This window comes from Auritidibacter sp. NML120636 (genome assembly GCF_003185945.1).
Taxonomy (GTDB): Bacteria; Actinomycetota; Actinomycetes; order Actinomycetales; family Micrococcaceae; genus Auritidibacter; species Auritidibacter ignavus.
This window is the reverse complement of the sequence record NZ_QHLO01000009.1, coordinates 26,658-42,039: the sequence shown is the minus strand read 5'-3', so window position 1 is coordinate 42,039 and position 15,382 is coordinate 26,658. Positions and strand designations below refer to the sequence as shown.

Annotated in this window: 14 protein-coding genes and 1 tRNA gene; 4 read left to right on the top strand and 11 right to left on the bottom strand. The window is 58.1% G+C overall.

Annotated features, from left to right (window positions below):
* Nucleotides 1-30: 30 nt before the first annotated feature.
* The 4 genes from DCC25_RS08590 to pcrA form a co-directional block, all read right to left on the bottom strand.
* The gene (locus DCC25_RS08590; RefSeq protein WP_110101369.1) at nt 31-1,047 is read right to left on the bottom strand and encodes an AEC family transporter; all 1,017 of its coding nucleotides are present in this window, start codon (nt 1,045-1,047) and stop codon (nt 31-33) included.
* 176 nt (nt 1,048-1,223) lie between these two features.
* Nucleotides 1,224-2,141: a succinate--CoA ligase subunit alpha gene (gene sucD / locus DCC25_RS08585; RefSeq protein WP_110101368.1), complete on the bottom strand. Its 918-nt coding sequence runs from the start codon at nt 2,139-2,141 to the stop codon at nt 1,224-1,226.
* Between the two features lie 22 nt (nt 2,142-2,163).
* Entirely contained in the window at nt 2,164-3,333 is a 1,170-nt protein-coding gene (gene sucC / locus DCC25_RS08580) for an ADP-forming succinate--CoA ligase subunit beta (RefSeq protein ID WP_110101367.1), read from the bottom strand.
* A 231-nt stretch (nt 3,334-3,564) separates the two neighbouring features.
* On the bottom strand, nt 3,565-6,021 hold the full coding sequence (pcrA, locus tag DCC25_RS08575) for a DNA helicase PcrA (RefSeq protein ID WP_110101366.1): 2,457 nt from the start codon (nt 6,019-6,021) through the stop codon (nt 3,565-3,567).
* 140 nt (nt 6,022-6,161) lie between these two features.
* Here pcrA and DCC25_RS08570 point away from each other — a divergent pair, with 140 nt between their 5' ends.
* Nucleotides 6,162-6,746, top strand: coding sequence for a hypothetical protein (locus DCC25_RS08570; RefSeq protein WP_110101365.1), 585 nt, complete (start codon nt 6,162-6,164; stop codon nt 6,744-6,746).
* 15 nt (nt 6,747-6,761) lie between these two features.
* Nucleotides 6,762-6,835, top strand: a tRNA-Arg gene (locus DCC25_RS08565).
* Between the two features lie 9 nt (nt 6,836-6,844).
* Here the strand turns inward: DCC25_RS08565 and DCC25_RS08560 are convergent.
* The 5 genes from DCC25_RS08560 to DCC25_RS11835 all read right to left on the bottom strand — a co-directional run bounded on the left by DCC25_RS08560 (nt 6,845) and on the right by DCC25_RS11835 (nt 12,490).
* Nucleotides 6,845-8,050 carry a MalY/PatB family protein gene (locus DCC25_RS08560; protein WP_110101364.1) on the bottom strand — a complete coding sequence of 402 codons (1,206 nt, stop codon included), beginning with the start codon at nt 8,048-8,050 and terminating at the stop codon, nt 6,845-6,847.
* Between the two features lie 21 nt (nt 8,051-8,071).
* Complete coding sequence (locus tag DCC25_RS08555; protein WP_110101363.1) at nt 8,072-9,949, bottom strand: ABC transporter ATP-binding protein; 1,878 nt, start codon at nt 9,947-9,949, stop codon at nt 8,072-8,074.
* On the bottom strand, nt 9,946-10,260 hold the full coding sequence (locus DCC25_RS08550; protein WP_146206440.1) for a hypothetical protein: 315 nt from the start codon (nt 10,258-10,260) through the stop codon (nt 9,946-9,948). The genes DCC25_RS08555 and DCC25_RS08550 overlap by 4 nt, the downstream gene beginning before the upstream one ends.
* 121 nt (nt 10,261-10,381) lie before the next feature.
* Nucleotides 10,382-11,245, bottom strand: a complete 864-nt coding sequence (locus DCC25_RS08545; protein ID WP_233242736.1) for a C40 family peptidase — start codon at nt 11,243-11,245, stop codon at nt 10,382-10,384.
* A gap of 507 nt (nt 11,246-11,752) precedes the next feature.
* On the bottom strand, nt 11,753-12,490 hold the full coding sequence (locus DCC25_RS11835; protein WP_110099416.1) for a metal-dependent transcriptional regulator: 738 nt from the start codon (nt 12,488-12,490) through the stop codon (nt 11,753-11,755).
* 236 nt (nt 12,491-12,726) lie between these two features.
* Here DCC25_RS11835 and serC point away from each other — a divergent pair, with 236 nt between their 5' ends.
* Nucleotides 12,727-13,857: a phosphoserine transaminase gene (gene serC, locus DCC25_RS08535; protein ID WP_110099417.1), complete on the top strand. Its 1,131-nt coding sequence runs from the start codon at nt 12,727-12,729 to the stop codon at nt 13,855-13,857.
* 92 nt (nt 13,858-13,949) lie between these two features.
* Here serC and DCC25_RS08530 read toward each other — a convergent pair whose 3' ends face one another.
* Together DCC25_RS08530 and DCC25_RS08525 are read right to left on the bottom strand one after the other, a co-directional pair.
* On the bottom strand, nt 13,950-14,552 hold the full coding sequence (locus tag DCC25_RS08530; protein WP_110101361.1) for a DUF3027 domain-containing protein: 603 nt from the start codon (nt 14,550-14,552) through the stop codon (nt 13,950-13,952).
* A complete protein-coding gene (locus tag DCC25_RS08525; RefSeq protein WP_110099418.1) occupies nt 14,536-14,919 on the bottom strand; it encodes a cold-shock protein in 384 nt (127 codons plus the stop codon). Before DCC25_RS08525 ends, DCC25_RS08530 begins: the two co-directional genes overlap by 17 nt.
* 132 nt (nt 14,920-15,051) lie before the next feature.
* Here DCC25_RS08525 and DCC25_RS08520 point away from each other — a divergent pair, with 132 nt between their 5' ends.
* The gene (locus DCC25_RS08520; protein WP_110101360.1) at nt 15,052-15,378 is read left to right on the top strand and encodes a hypothetical protein; all 327 of its coding nucleotides are present in this window, start codon (nt 15,052-15,054) and stop codon (nt 15,376-15,378) included.
* The last annotated feature ends 4 nt before the right edge of the window (nt 15,379-15,382 follow it).

The following is a 15,382-nucleotide window of genomic DNA, read 5'->3' as shown; positions in this document are numbered from 1 at the left end:
TTGGGCTTTCTCTGTGAGTCTAAACGTTATCTAAATCATAATCAGCATCACAGGCACGGTGAACAGAGAAGCCACCGTCGTGATGGACAAGATGGAAGCGGCCAAGGGCCCTTGTCTGTCGTATTGGGTGCCCAGAATAAACACGGTCGTCGATGAGGGTGTGGCTGCCATCAGCACCAGGACGCCGAGCCAGTCTTCGGGCACCCAGAACGACAACACCACCGCCACCAGGAAGGTCATCGCCGGCACCACAAAAGCCTTCGTCGCCACACCAATCAGCACCAGCACGTAGTTCAACGAACCGGATGTGAAAGCCTGCAGGGCCGGGTGGATGGCCAGCCCCACCGCGCAGAGGGACAAAGGCACCGCAGTTGCACCCAACAGCGCCACGGACTCGCTGATGACCTGTGGTAGCTCAAAGGGCGTGAGCATCACGGTCAACCCCAGGGCGGCGGCGATGAATAAGGGGTTGAAAAAGAGCCCATCGACCACCACACGAATGAGCACAGAAGTCAGCGAACCGTGGGTTTTTCGTTGCTGTGCTGGGACGGGATCAGCTGATCCACCAGCCTGAGCCAGGGTTCGGTAGTTCTGTCGCATATTCACGGTGGTGCGCACCAAGGGGAATCCCAGCAGGAAGACCATATTGTGCACCATGCCGATCACCACGGCAGGAATGATGGACTCCTCGCCGAAGAATGCGATCGATAACGGGATGCCCAGATATCCCACGTTGCCGAAGACCGCTGAGACCGACAGCGTGGAAGCTTGTGTCTCCTGTGAGCCTAACAGCCAGCGGGCCCCGAAGTAGAGCACAATGGCTAACACGATGGGCACCAGTCCTGCGATCGCCAGTGTTCCCCAGGGAACGACGTCGGGTATGGGCGCGGTCACCATGGAGGAGAACACGAAAGTCGGCAACGAGATGTGGAAGACAAACCCGTTCAGGGCTGGTTGCCATCCCAGAATCTTATCCGAGAATCCGATGGCAAAGCCCAGCCCCAAAATCAGAAAGAGCGGGACCATGGTCGCCAGCATCTCTGCCATGTGCTTTCCTTCCCCGGTGGTCTGTGTTGGCCACGGTCAAACGCTATCTAGGGTACCGCCGTTGTCACTCACCGGGTGGGGTGCATGCCGTATTAAGACACCAGTCGTTAAACCCCGGTGCCCCGAACCAGAACGGTTCGGGGCACCGGTCACTACATAGTTCACACTGCGCGCACTTAGCCGTTGTTAAGAATCTCGCGCATCAGCTCCGCGGTTTCGGTCGGAGTCTTACCGACCTTGACGCCGGCTGCTTCGAGAGCGTCCTTCTTCGCTGTCGCGGTTCCGGAGGAGCCGGAGACAATCGCGCCGGCATGGCCCATGGTCTTACCCTCGGGCGCGGTGAAACCGGCCACATAGCCGACAACGGGCTTGGTGACGTTTGCCTTGATGTACTCGGCGGCACGTTCCTCGGCGTCACCACCAATTTCACCGATCATCACGATGGCCTTGGTGTCGGGGTCATTTTCGAAGGCCTCCAGCGCATCGATGTGGGTGGTGCCGATCACCGGGTCACCACCGATACCGATACCGGTGGAGATACCGAAGTCCGAGAGTTCGAACATCATCTGGTAGGTCAAGGTTCCGGACTTGGAGACCAGACCGATCGGACCGGAACCAGTGACCGAGTTCGGGGTAATACCCGCCAGGGATTCGCCGGGGGTAATAATACCCGGGCAGTTCGGGCCGATGATGCGTGTCTTGGCCTGACCCTGCTCGTCAGTTATCGACTGAGACAGTGCGAAGAACTCGGCGGTGTCCTGAACCGGGATGCCCTCCGTGATGACCACCAGCAACGGAATTTCAGCCTTGATGGCCTCGATCGCGGCGTCCTTCGCGAACTTCGGAGGCACGAACATCACCGACGCATTGGCACCGGTTTCGGTCATGGCTTCTTCGACGGAACCAAAGACCGGTAGTTCAACGGTGTTACCGTCTTTGTCCTCATGAGTCACGGTGGTGCCAGCCTTGCGAGCGTTGACACCGCCGACAATATTAGTACCGGCCTTGAGCATTAGCGCGGTGTGCTTGGTACCTTCACCACCGGTAATACCCTGGACGATGACCTTGGAGTCTTTATTGAGATAAATCGACATTGTTGTTCAATCCGTCCTTAACTTACTTGGCGGCGTGGGCCAGCTCAGCGGCCTGGTCAGCACCGGCGTCCATGGTCTTGGCAATGTGCACCAGCGGGTGGTTGGCATCGGCCAGGATCTGGCGGCCGGCTTCCACGTTGTTGCCGTCCAGACGCACGACCAGCGGCTTAGTGGCTTTGTCACCCAGGATGTCTAGGGCCTGAACAATACCGTTGGCCACGGCATCGCAGGAGGTAATACCACCGAAGACGTTGACGAACACGGACTTGACCTGATCGTCGTTGAGGATCACATCCAGACCATCGGCCATCACCTGCGCCGAGGCGCCGCCACCGATGTCCAGGAAGTTGGCGGGCTTGACGTTGCCGTGGTTCTCACCGGCGTAAGCAACCACGTCGAGGGTGGACATCACCAAACCGGCCCCGTTGCCGATAATGCCCACATCACCGTCAAGCTTGACGTAGTTCAGTCCCTTAGCCTTGGCCTTGGCCTCCAACGGATTCTCGGTGCGCTCATCGACCAGCTTGGTGTGGTCTTCGTGGCGGAAATCCGCGTTGTCGTCCAGAGTGACCTTGCCGTCCAGGGCCAAGATGGTGCCGTCACCGGTCTTGACCAGCGGATTGACCTCAACCAGGGTGGCGTCTTCTTCGTCGAAAACCTCCCAGAGCTTGACCAGTACCTCGGCCACAGCATCAACCTGCTCAGCGGGGAATTTCGCCTGAGTGGCGATGTCCTTGGCCACCTCGAAGGTGATTCCCTCCAGAGCGGAGACCGGAACGCGTGCCAGATCGTCGGGACGTTCAGCGGCCAGTTGCTCAATTTCCACGCCACCTTCGACGGAGCACATGGCCAAGTAGGTGCGGTTTGCGCGGTCCAGCAACACCGAGAAGTAGTATTCTTCAGCGATATCTGCACCGGCAGCGATCATCACGCGGTGGACAGTGTGGCCCTTGATGTCCATGCCCAGAATCTGCTGGGCGTATTCGTAGGCCTCGTCCGGGGTCTTGGCGACTTTGACGCCACCGGCCTTACCACGCCCACCGACTTTGACCTGGGCTTTGACGGCGGTCACGCCACCGAGTTTTTCAGCGGCTGCTTTGGCATCTTGTGGGGTTTCGGCCACGATTCCGGCGAGCACGGGAACACCGTGTGCTTCGAAGAGATCGCGCGCCTGGTATTCGTACAGGTCCACGGGTTGGAGTCCTTTAACGTCGACAATAGTTCGATTTTTCGAGTCTCACCGGCGATGTTTGCGCGGTAGCACTCGACGACCCGCCACTGCGGGCTCCAGTAAATAACCTTAGTGCACTGCCTGGGGTTTTGTAGACAGTTGAAAATTAGCCACTGACCCAGAAATGACGGGCTTTTGTGCCCACCAGGACCGTCAGCACATCCCCGGGCCGGTACAGGTCAAAGGCGTGCATTAGAAGGAGATTTTTTCGACTGGGGCGTAGCGTAGCAACAGCCGTTTCTCCGAACCGGAGAACGCCACCGTGGCAACGGTCTTGTCTCCACTGCCAGAGATGGCTGTGACCACCCCAGTACCGAAGCTTTTGTGTTTGACGTGGTCGCCGGGGCTGAGGCTGATGACCTCGTGGTCGGGCACCACTCGGGTCGGTTTTTCGCCTCGAACCACCTCGGCGCGTTCTTGCGCCTCGGTGATCCCGGTAGCCCCAGCTCGGGACCCAGAACTCTGGCCGGGCTTGCCGTAGTGGCTGCGTGAGGTTGAAGCGCCCCAATGGGAGCCAGTGAACCGTTTTGGATACCGAGATCCGGGGGCGCCAAATCCTAGCCCCGCACCGATATCGTTCCAGGACCCACGCGTGTCGACGCCGTTCAAGCGCCCTTCTCGTTCCCATTCGATGAGGGCGTCGGGAATCTCGGTGAGGAATTGGCTGGGCGGGTTGAACTGATGCTGACCCCATAGCGAACGGGATTCGGACCGGGACAGGTACAGTCGCTTTTCGGCCCGGGTCAGCCCCACATAGGCCAGTCGGCGCTCTTCGGCCAGCTCTTGAGTGTCCCCCATCGACCGGGCGTGTGGGAAGACGCCGTGTTCCATTCCGGTCAAAAATACCACCGGGAACTCCAAACCTTTAGCGGTATGCAAGGTCATCAAGGTTACTTGGCCCCACTGCTCAGCCAAGTCCTGACCCTCAGTGTCGGTTTCGACAGGGGTGGGCAGTTGATCGGTATCGGCCACCAGGGCGACTTGTTCCAAGAACTGGCTCAGATCTCCGTCGGGGTGAGTTTTCTCGAAGTCCCGCACCACCGCCACCAACTCTCCGAGGTTATCGGCCCGGGATTCGTCCTGCAGGTCTTCTGAGGAGCGTAGCGCGTGTAACATCCCAGTTTGTTCCAATACAGCTTCGAGCACCCTGGCCGGGGATTCGGTCGTGGCCAGCTGTTGCAGGTCGTCCAATAACTGGGCAAACTCCTGGACTTTCTTCACGGCTCGAGACCCAATCCCGGGTGCTTGATCGGCGCGGTGGAGTGCGTCAAAGAAACTGATGCGTTCTCGGTCTTGTAGTACCGCCAAGGCCGCTTCGGAGCGGTCACCAATACCGCGTTTGGGCTCGTTGAGAATCCGGCGAAGGTTCACGTCGTCATCGGGATTATCGATCACGCGCAAATACGCCAGGGCATCTTTGATTTCTTTGCGATCATAGAATCGGGTTCCTCCGATCACCCGGTAAGGGATCCCCGCGGAGATGAGGCGTTCTTCCAGCGCACGGGACTGGGCGTTCGTGCGGTAGAAGACCGCTATGTCTTCGGGGATCGCCTCATCATTGTCGATCAGCTCATCGATCTTATCGGCCACCCAGCCGGCTTCATCCGATTCGTTCTCGCCCGCGTAACCGATCAGTGCTGCCCCGGTCCCAGCATCGGTCCACAACCGTTTGGCCTCTCGGGAGGGATTATGCGAGATCACCGCGTTAGCGGCGTCGAGAATGTTCTGGGTGGAACGGTAGTTCTGCTCCAGATTGATCACGGTGGCATCAGGGTAATCCCGCTCAAACTCGATAATGTTGCTGATATCGGCACCGCGGAAGGCATAAATCGACTGGTCGGAGTCCCCGACGACAGTCAGTTGTCCCCCACTGGTCTCACACCCGGAGGGGTCTCCGGGTTCCCCGGTGAGCAATCGGACCAGCTGATACTGGGCATGGTTGGTGTCTTGGTACTCATCGACCAGCACGTAACGGAACCGGCGACGGTAGTTATCGAGCACAGCGGGGAAAGCGCGGAACATATTGACAGTGGTAGAGATCAGGTCGTCGAAATCCATCGCATTCGCCTGACGCAAGCGCGCGGTGTATTCGGTGTAGACCTCGGCCACCGCTTGCTGGAAAGGGTCCCCGCTGTTGTTCGAGGCGAACTCGTCGGCATCCACCAAATCATTCTTCAGCGAGGAAATCTTGTGCTGAATCGATTTAGGTTTCACCCGTTTGGGATCCAGGTCCGCCACCTTGACAAGCTGGCTTATCAACCGCAAGGAATCAGCAGCATCATAGATGGAGAAATTGGATTTCAATCCCACGGTGCTAGCTTCAGCTCTTAGGATGCGTAGCGCTGAGGAGTGAAAGGTCGAGATCCGCATTTTGTGGGCATCAGGACCGATCAGCCCTTCGATGCGTTCGCGCATTTCTCGGGCGGCCTTATTGGTGAAGGTAATGGCCAAGAACTCCCAGGGACGAGCTTCCCCGGTGGCCAGTAAATGAGCAATGCGGTGGGTGAGCACCTTGGTTTTACCCGAGCCTGCTCCGGCGACGATCAGCAATGGTCCCCCGCGGTGAGTGACTGCGGCCCGCTGTTGGTCGTTCAGGTCAGCGATCAGCGTGTCAGGATCCGAAGACGAGGGGGTGATCATCGATGCCATAGTCCCCCAGTCTAGTCAGCTCCACTGACACAGCAGACTAGGATGGGTGGGCGTGGGGATAACACTTATCACCGCGCATCCCCACCGCACTGCAATGCACCCCGTGACGGTGAGTCACTGTACGAGGAGGAAAACGTTTCGTGGGCAACACCCAGAACCGACCCACTGCCACCGCGCAACAGGTTGCTGAGCAACCGCAGTCCTCCCCGGGGATGTTGGTGCTGGCCCTGGCGGGCACGGTGATCTTCATGGGCTTTTATTATCACGTCTTGGCGCTGAACCAGATGCGCCAGCTCGCCGGTGGGATGCCGATGTTGGACCACCGCCCTTTTGGCTACCGTCTCGACGAGGTTGACGCCGTCGCGACGGCAATGGATGATCCGGCACTGGGGCAACTAAACTGGACCCACAAGACCGCCGGGGTGATTTTCCCGGTCTTGGTGGCTCTGTTGGCCGTGGTGGTTGCTTTCTGGGCCCTGCGGTCGTGGGTGCCACGGTCGATGATGATCGCCACCGGTGTGGTCTTTGCTGTGGTCGATATGTGGGAAAATATCGCCATCGAACAGGCTCTGCGCGAGGTCACGCAACAGACAGTCTCATTGGCCTCCGCGTTGACCATCGGCCGGTGGGTGCTGTTGGTATTGCTCGCGGTGGGTGTGATCATGGCAATTTTCCGCAAAATCGTGACCTCCACCCGCGCTTCAGAGCCGGTAGCGGTACATTAGAGTAGTACCGCATCCCCCCCCGTAGCTCAGCAGGATAGAGCAACCCTCTCCTAAAGGGTAGGTCGCTGGTTCGACTCCAGTCGGGGGGACTTGTCGTTTTATTCGGCCCGTTGCAGGGCCTTCTCGATCTGTTCTAGGGCCCGTTGCAGAATCGGGTGTGGCATGGCCATCACCAAGCGAGTGTGGTCGATGCCGACCTCACCGCAGTGAGCACCGTCGGTGAGCTGTACCCCGGCGGTTTTCACCAGCTGTCGGGCCACCGAGGTGGGCTGGCCGGCCAGCACGGTCTGGCTAAAGTCCAACCAGGCGATATAGGTCCCGGAAATCTCGGTAACCCGCACACCATGACGTGCCAGTCGTTCGTCCACGAATCGAATCAACTCATCTCGATTGCGCTGTAAGTAGGCCACAATATCGTCGAGCCAGGCGGCAGCCGCCGGGTCGGTCAGTGCGGTAACGGTTGCCGCCGCACCGAGATTGGCTGCCCCGTGCCGGTCAAAGTAACCGGTGGCGTTGAAGTGGTTGCGGTCGGTGAGATTCGCGGTGATCAACTGACCGCATTTCAGGCCGGGGAGATTGAAGGCTTTGGAGGCAGCAGAACCGGTGATGGTGTGTTGGGCAGCAGCCGGTGACACCGAGGCATAAGGGATGTGTGGTGACTGATCGTAGATCAACGGAGCCCAGATTTCATCGGCAAAAACCCGCCCATTCGCTGCGGTGACTACCGCTGCGAGATCGGTGAGCTCCTCGTGGGTCAAGATCCGACCGGTGGGGTTATGAGGGTTGCACACCACGAGGATCTCGCCACCGGCACCAAAGGCCTGGCGGATGCCGTCCAGATCGTGGGTATAGACCAGATGGCCTTGTTCGTTCACCTCGGTCAGCATCGGTACTTCAATGATGGGCCGGTCCAAGCTCCGCGCCATGCGGAGGAAAGGCATATAAGCCGGTGTCGGGATAATCACTGGGGAACCCGGGGTGGTGAAGCGTTCGATAGCGGCCCGGAAGGCGGTAATCACATCGGCGACCGGGTGGACATCGGCCGGATCGACCTGCCAGCCATAACGCTTAGCTTGCCACTGAGCCACGGCCTCCCCTAACGACTCGGCAAGGTCCTGTGGCAGGTATCCGAAGCGACCGCGTTGTACCTCGCGAACCAACGAAGCGGTAATTTCGGGGGCGGTGCCGAAGTCCATTTCTGCCATAAAGGCACCAATGGCGCGATCAGGGTGCACCCATTTGGTGGCGCCGGTAGCGCGTAGTTGTTCTTCGGTAATGGCATCGAGATCGGCGAAACGTGGCATCTATCTCACCGCTTTCTGTGACTAGTCGTCGGTGGCAAATTGAGTTCGATATAACTCAGCGTATCGTCCGTGGGCTGACACTAGCTGGGAATGGGTTCCGCGCTCAATAATGTGGCCATCTTCGACCACCAGAATGTGGTGAGCCGAAACCACGGTGGACAGCCGGTGGGCGATCACCACCGCGCTCCGACCGGTCAGCACTTCATCCAAGGCAGCGTGGACAGCTTGTTCGGACGTGGAATCCAGCGAGGCGGTGGCTTCATCCAACACCACCAGATCGGGTTGGGCCAGTAGTACCCGTGCGATGGCCAGGCGTTGCCGTTGGCCACCGGAGAGTCGGTACCCTCGGTCGCCCACCACAGTGTCGAGCCCATGGGGTAGCTGGGACATCAGCTGGCCTAGTTGGGCCCGTTCGAGCACGTCGAGTAGTTGCTCGTCGGGGGACTCGTGCACATCGAGGGTGAGATTCCTGCGGATGGTGTCGTGGAGTAAGTGTGCATCCTGAGTCACCATTCCCATCCGGGAATGGACCTGGGCCTGTGAAGTATCCCGCAGGTCGATGCCGTTGAAGGTGATGGACCCGGCAACCGGGTCGTAAAGCCGGCCCAGCAGGGAAGCGATAGTGGTTTTGCCGGCTCCGGACGAGCCCACCAACGCCACGGTCTCTCCCGGTTTGAGCTCGAAACTAATCTGGTGCAACACCTGGTGCGGGGTTTCATCATGGAGCTGGGCAACATCTTCCAGAGAAGCCAAAGACACATCCGAGGCCCGCGGGTACCAAAAGTCCACGTCTTTTACGACGACCTGTATTGGACCGGCCGGGATTGTTCTGGGGTGTTCCGGATCGAGCACGTAGGGGGTGAGGTCGAGAATCTCAAAGATCCGGTCAAAGCTCACCAGCGCGCTCATAAGCTCCACCCGGGCAGTGGCCAGGCCGGTCAGCGGCGTGTAGAGCCGAGTCAGTAGCAACGCCATGGTGACGACCTCGCCGGCATTGAGATCACCGACGATAGCCTGCCACCCACCGATGCCATAGACAGCGGCCAACGCCAGTGCGGAAACCAGAGTGAGCAGTGTGGTAAACACCGACTGCCAGATCGAGATCTCCACCCCTGAGCCACGGACTCGATCAGCGCGGCTACGAAAGCGCGCCGATTGCTTCTCGGCGTCGCCGAAGAGCTTAATCAAGGTGGAGCCTGCCGCGGAGAAGTCCTCGGTCATGTGTGATCCCATGGCAGCTTGGTGATCGGCTCGCGCCCGGGTCAGTGCTGCCAGTCGGTTCCCCAGTGCGCGTGCCGGCAGTAAGAAGATGGGCAAAAGAACCAGAGCCAGTACTGTGATCTGCCACGAGGTGGTCAGCATAACGATTAAGGTCAGCATCAGGGTGACGACATTCATCACCACGGTTGGAAAGGTTCGGGCAATACCGGTTTGCGCGCCTAAGACATCGTTATTGACCCGCGAAACCAGTGAACCGGTCCGAGCCCGGGTGAAAAAGGCGACCGACATGGTCTGGATGTGATCAAAAACCTGGGTACGTAAGTCGAAAATGACCCGTTCGCCCAACGAGGCAGATTGCCAGCGGGAGAGTACGGCAAGTATGGCCTCGGCGACCGCTACCGCGGCGATGAGTAGCGCCAGGCGGATCACGATTCCTACGTCCTCGCTGCTGTGACCTTCGACGATAGCGTCTACCACACGTCCGGCCAAGATGGGAGAGACGATCGTCAATGCCGCCCCCAAGATGGACACCGCCACGTAGCCAAGCACTCGTCGTTTATAGCGACCCAGGAATCTGAAGCATCGAGCGATCGTGCCGGGGCGCAACCCCGGGTGCGATTGTCCGGCGTGGCGTTGCAACCGGAACATGGTCAAATGCGCAGCGCGGTCCATGCTCATGAGCGCGTCCCGCCCTCGTTGTGAGAGCCAGTAGCCAGAATCTCGGGTAGCACCCTGGCAATATAGCGCAAGCTGGCACGGTGAGCTTGGGGAAACTCAGCTTGTCGGCTACCTTCAGCCAATCCGGCAGCATAGCCGGCAATGAAACCCAAGGTGAGATGCTCCGGTGCGGTCTGTAAGTGTTGTTCACAGCTGATCTGATGTAGTTGCGCGGAATTGATCTCGATGCGGGGGTCAATTTCTAACGCCTGCAGCAGAGCGTGGGCCCATTGCGGAGAGAACTGGTGGGCTACGGGTGGGATGTGTGACACCGTGACTCCTTTGTCAGTACGCCCGGGATAGAAATACATCAGGGCCTCCTCCGAGTGGAGGAAGCCCTGATGTTGCAGTCGTCAAAGGCTCGGAGTTTATCCGAGACGCAGAATGTTGGTCTTAGCCAACGTAGGTGTAGTAGCCCATCAACGGATTACGGTCCACACTGTGGAGCAGAGTGCCCACGGAAGGATTCTGGGCGCCGATCATCTGGCCGTTGCCAACGTAGATGCCCACGTGGCCACCACCGTTCTGGAAAACCAGGTCGCCAGGCTGCGGGCTGGAGGTGCGGACGAACTTGCCGGAGCCCAGGATGGCAGAGGTCGAGGAGGGAATGCTGATACCAGCCTGAGCGTATGCCCAGGACGTGAAGCCCGAGCAGTCCCAGCCGGCCGGGGTCTTACCGCCCCAGACGTAGGGGGTCCCGATGCCGGAGTAAGCAGCCGAGACAACCTGGCCCATAGCACCAGAAGCTGCGTTCTCCGGTGCTTCAGGAGTTTCTGCGCTAGCAGTCTCGACATCGTTATCTTCGGATTCAGAAGAAGAGGAGGTCTCGGACGAGGGGGTGTCCTGTTCGTCGTCGCTGTAGCTGTCAAACTGCTCAGCGGACGTCACAGCAGAGAAGTCAGTGTCGTCTTCGGTGTCGTTTTCTTCTTCTACTTCAGGTTCTGGAGCCGGTGTGGAGGTGACTTGGACGCGACCAAGATCAATTTCAGCGTCAGAGTCAACAGTAACGGTCTCGTTCTGAGAAGCACGTTCCAGGTCAGCGCCGGTGGCTGGCAGGACCGAGGTTTCGCGGGCGGTGGAAGCCTGCGCGGCCTCTGCCTGCGGAACGAAAGTCAAAGCCAGGCCGGATGCGGTAGCAACAATAGCGGCTTGACGACCAAAGCTACCAGCATTCTGCGTCACAGACTGAGACAAAGCGGCTAAGGTAGCTCCCTTTGCAGGGGTGGCGCGGTGGCGGGCGGTGGAACGCTTCGACACTTGAGAACCTCTCTCACGTAGTATCCGGAGCTTTTAAGCTCTGCCCCGTCATGATGAATAGTTACGACTGCATTGTCCCCAAAGGCCACGGGGCTCAAGGTGCTAGACCTTCGAGGGACACCGGTTGTCTCCGGTACCTCGTACAGCGTATATCAATCCTTTATAAAAGTCACGCTGAGATAACGATAAACTGTGGACAGGCCTAGAATCTGGGCCAAGATCCGCATGATCATGCGGATCTATGGTCGTTATTTTCTGTGACTTTTTATCGTCAAGCGATCGGGATACCTGTGCAAAACCTCTGAATCATCGGCGATATAACGCCCAAGAGCGCGATTTCAGCGCGCGATTTCCTGGGCTGAGCTCCCTAACGCGCTGACTGACATCTGACTATCGAGATCTTTGTCACTGTGCGCGTATCAACGCTACATAAACTCAAAACCCGCTCGAGATCCTAATGATCATCGAGCGGGTGGAACTGCGAAGTTGCCTGAGGGCAACTGGGGTTTAGGAAACAGAATCCACGGGCTCGACTCTGAGGTGCTGCCCAAGTTCTTCGACGATTTCCAAACCTTCGCGACTGTACCCTGTCGCACCGGTGACAGCTTGGCCCGGAGTAATCACCTGGATGTCGATATACCCGTCATCAAGTTCAGCGGTGAATACTGAGCCCACGACGATGCCGGCCGCCATAAAGTGGTTGAGCAAACCGTGATCGGTTTGAATGGCTTCGGTGATGACCAAGAGGCGAAATGTCCGGTGCGAACGAAGCAGATCCGTCAGTCGCTGCCCCGGATAGTTTTCTGGGCCTTCATGACCCGAACCTCCCTCAAGCTCCGAGACATAGGGGATCCGGATTCCAAAAGGAGAGGTCGAGACCTCAGGCAGCAAGTTGAGGAGTTTAGCTTCCACCTCATCACTCATCACGTGCTCCCACCGACACGCTTCGTTATGGACCTGGGGCCATTCAAGTCCAATCACATCAGAGAGCAACCGTTCAGCCAGGCGATGCTTACGCATCACCTTTGCGGCAATAGCCAATCCCTTGTCAGTCAGCCGGATTCTACGGTCCGCACCAAGATCCACCAGTCCATCCCGTTCCATCCGATTAATGGTCTGAGACACGGTCGGGCCAGAGTGCTCAAGGCGTTCAGCAATGCGTGCTCGCAGTGGCGCGATTTCTTCTTCCTGCAATTCGTAGATGGTCCGAAGATACATCTCCGTGGTGTCGATGAGCTCCGACATTTTTCTCTTAACCCCTCATCCTGACGCGTTCTCGCCCCGAGCCCCTCTCTGGGAGGTCACGCAATGTCGCCTTCCATACTAGCTATCAGAACGAGTGACCAAAGTGTGTTCCCTTTATATGTAGTAACTCACAATAATCTGAACATTTCGTGGTGTTGAGGTGCATGAAGCGCAGAAGAATGAAAAGATAATGTTGCCCAGCTGTGTACGCCTGCCAATCTTTTATAGGAGTCTGCGTGTCAACTCAGGACAACATCACTATCCCTGCAGAACTACTACCCCGAGATGGTCGATTCGGCGCAGGACCTTCTAAAGTCCGCCCTGAACAAATTCAAGCGATTGTTGATGCTTCCCAGTCAGTTATGGGAACATCTCACCGCCAGGCACCAGTGAAGAACCTCGTGGCAGAACTCCAGGCCGGTTTGAAAGAGCTGTTCCAAGCGCCGGATGACTACGAGGTCATCTTGGGTCTCGGTGGCGCAACAGCTTTCTGGGATATGGCCACCTTTGGCCTCATCCGTTCCAAAGCACAGCACCTCGAGTTCGGAGAATTCGGTGGCAAGTTCGCCAAAGCAACCACGAAGGCACCCTTCCTAGAGGACTCCACCGTCATCTCAGCACAGCCGGGTTCTCGCCCCGTTCCTCAGGCTGAGCCCGGAGTCGATGTTTACGCCTGGCCCCACAACGAAACATCAACCGGGGTTTGCGTACCGGTAGAACGCGTCCAAGGCGCCGACGATGACGCTCTGATTCTCATCGATGCAACCTCGGGCGCCGGTGGGTTGCCGGTAGACATCACCAACGTCGATGTCTACTACTTCTCCCCGCAAAAGAACTTCGCCTCCGATGGAGGCCTGTGGTGCGCACTGTTCTCGCCGGCCGCATTGGCACGTGTCGATGAAATCGCACACTCCGGGCGGTGGATTCCTGACTTCCTAAATCTCAAAACCGCCGTGGATAACTCTCGCAAGCACCAGACCTACAACACCCCCGCGTTGGCCACCTTGATCACCATGAATGAGCAAGTCAAGTGGATGAATGCCAACGGTGGCCTCGAATTTACCACAGCCAGGACCCGTGAGTCTGCGGAGCAGATTTATCACTGGGCCGAAGCCAGTGACGTAGCCACCCCCTTTGTGGCCGAACCGGAGGACCGTTCTCAGGTGATTGCCACCATCGATTTCATCGATGAGATCGATGCGGGTCACATCGCCTCCATACTGCGAGCCAATGGTGTCGTCGATGTTGAGCCGTATCGTAAACTCGGGCGCAACCAGTTGCGCATCGCTACCTTCGTAGCCATCGAGCCAACCGACGTAGCCCAGATACTACAGTGCATTGACTACGTGATCGACCAAATCCGATAACGCTACTATTACCAGAGTGGGCGGTGGTTGCTGCATTGGATGCAGCAACCACCGCCCACTCTGGTGTAAAAAGACCGTGTGAGAAGAAGAAGTTATGCGTTGTTCTTTTTCTTCTTTTTCTCCTTGGCCTCGGATTGCTTCTGAGAGGCCTCTATGTCCTGCGCGATGTCCTGACGAGGCTTGTCCGCAGAATCTGAGTGCTCGGCGTCGGTGCCCCCAGCCTCAGGCTCGAATCCGGCTGCTTTCAGGGCCTGTTGCGGGTCTTCCCCGTCGGCAATGGCCTTGAGCCGAATACGTTCTTCTTCGGAGGCACGTTGCTCCCAGGGAACCCACTCTGGAGCCAATAGGGCATCTTCACCGGGTAGTAGTCCCAGCTCGCACACCGTGATTGTCTTCGACCGCGGCGCGCGAGCCACGGTAACGAACCAGTTCCACCCGCGATAACCCGGCAGCTGAGCAACGAACCGGTGGGTAGCTAGTCGTTCGTCGTCCATCTCCGCGCTGAGATGATCCCCCAGCTCGGCCGGGTGCGTGATCTCCAGCAGAGCGCTACGGGCAACCTCCACGGCCTCTATGAGCAACTCATCGTGGCGGGGACGACGAATTCGGCGCCGCGGTGGACCGAAAACCGGGAACGCTGTACCGTCTTCAGGATTAACGGTCTCGTCAGTAGCAACCTTAGGCGTCGAAATCATCGGCGACTCTCCGCATCACCTGCGCGATGCGTTGGGCTTGGTGTGAGGAGGGGTACTTGCCTTTACGCAATTCAGTTGAGGCATGATCCAACAGACGGATCAGATCGTCGACCACCGAGGCCATGTCGTGAGCATGCGGACGGGTATTTTTGACCACCGACGGGGTCTTTTCTAAAAACTGCACGCTCAGTGCCTGCGGGCCCCGTCGCGATTCGGCCAGGCCAAATTCGACGCGGGTCCCTGCTCGGACCTTATTAACCTCTGCAGGCAGAGCTGAGGAGGGCAGATGGATATCTTGACCATCATCGGTTCGAATGAACCCGAACCCCTTCTCGGCATCATAAAACTTCACTTTGCCAGTTGGCATAGGTCTTCTCTCTTCATCCTTGCTCGCGGAAGAAACTCAAATCTTGACCTCTAGGATAACCGCTTCAGCAATATTCCGCTGAAAAGAGCCCCGTCATTCGGGCCTTCATCGCCCCCGGCGTAGAATGACGACATGCCCTCCTCGTCTGAGAGTCCCCACACCGTTCAGCATGCCTCCGTGCAGCGCGCCAAGCCCGTGCGAGCACCGCTATGGCTTCCGATCGTTCTCTGCATCGGGGTCGTGCTCGTCGTGGCCTCCTTTATCTCGTTGGTGGCGATCGTGGTGGTGTATTTCACCGATATCCACGAGCCGCCCTTCCTGTTCTTTATGGGCCTGTATGGGTTCCCGATTGGGTTTATTCTTGTCTTGGTATATCTGGTCGGCATGATTGTTCTCCGCCGGAACCGGACCTCTCGAAGAGCCCATAAGCAATCCGAGCAATCTGAGTACACCAGGTAGCCTG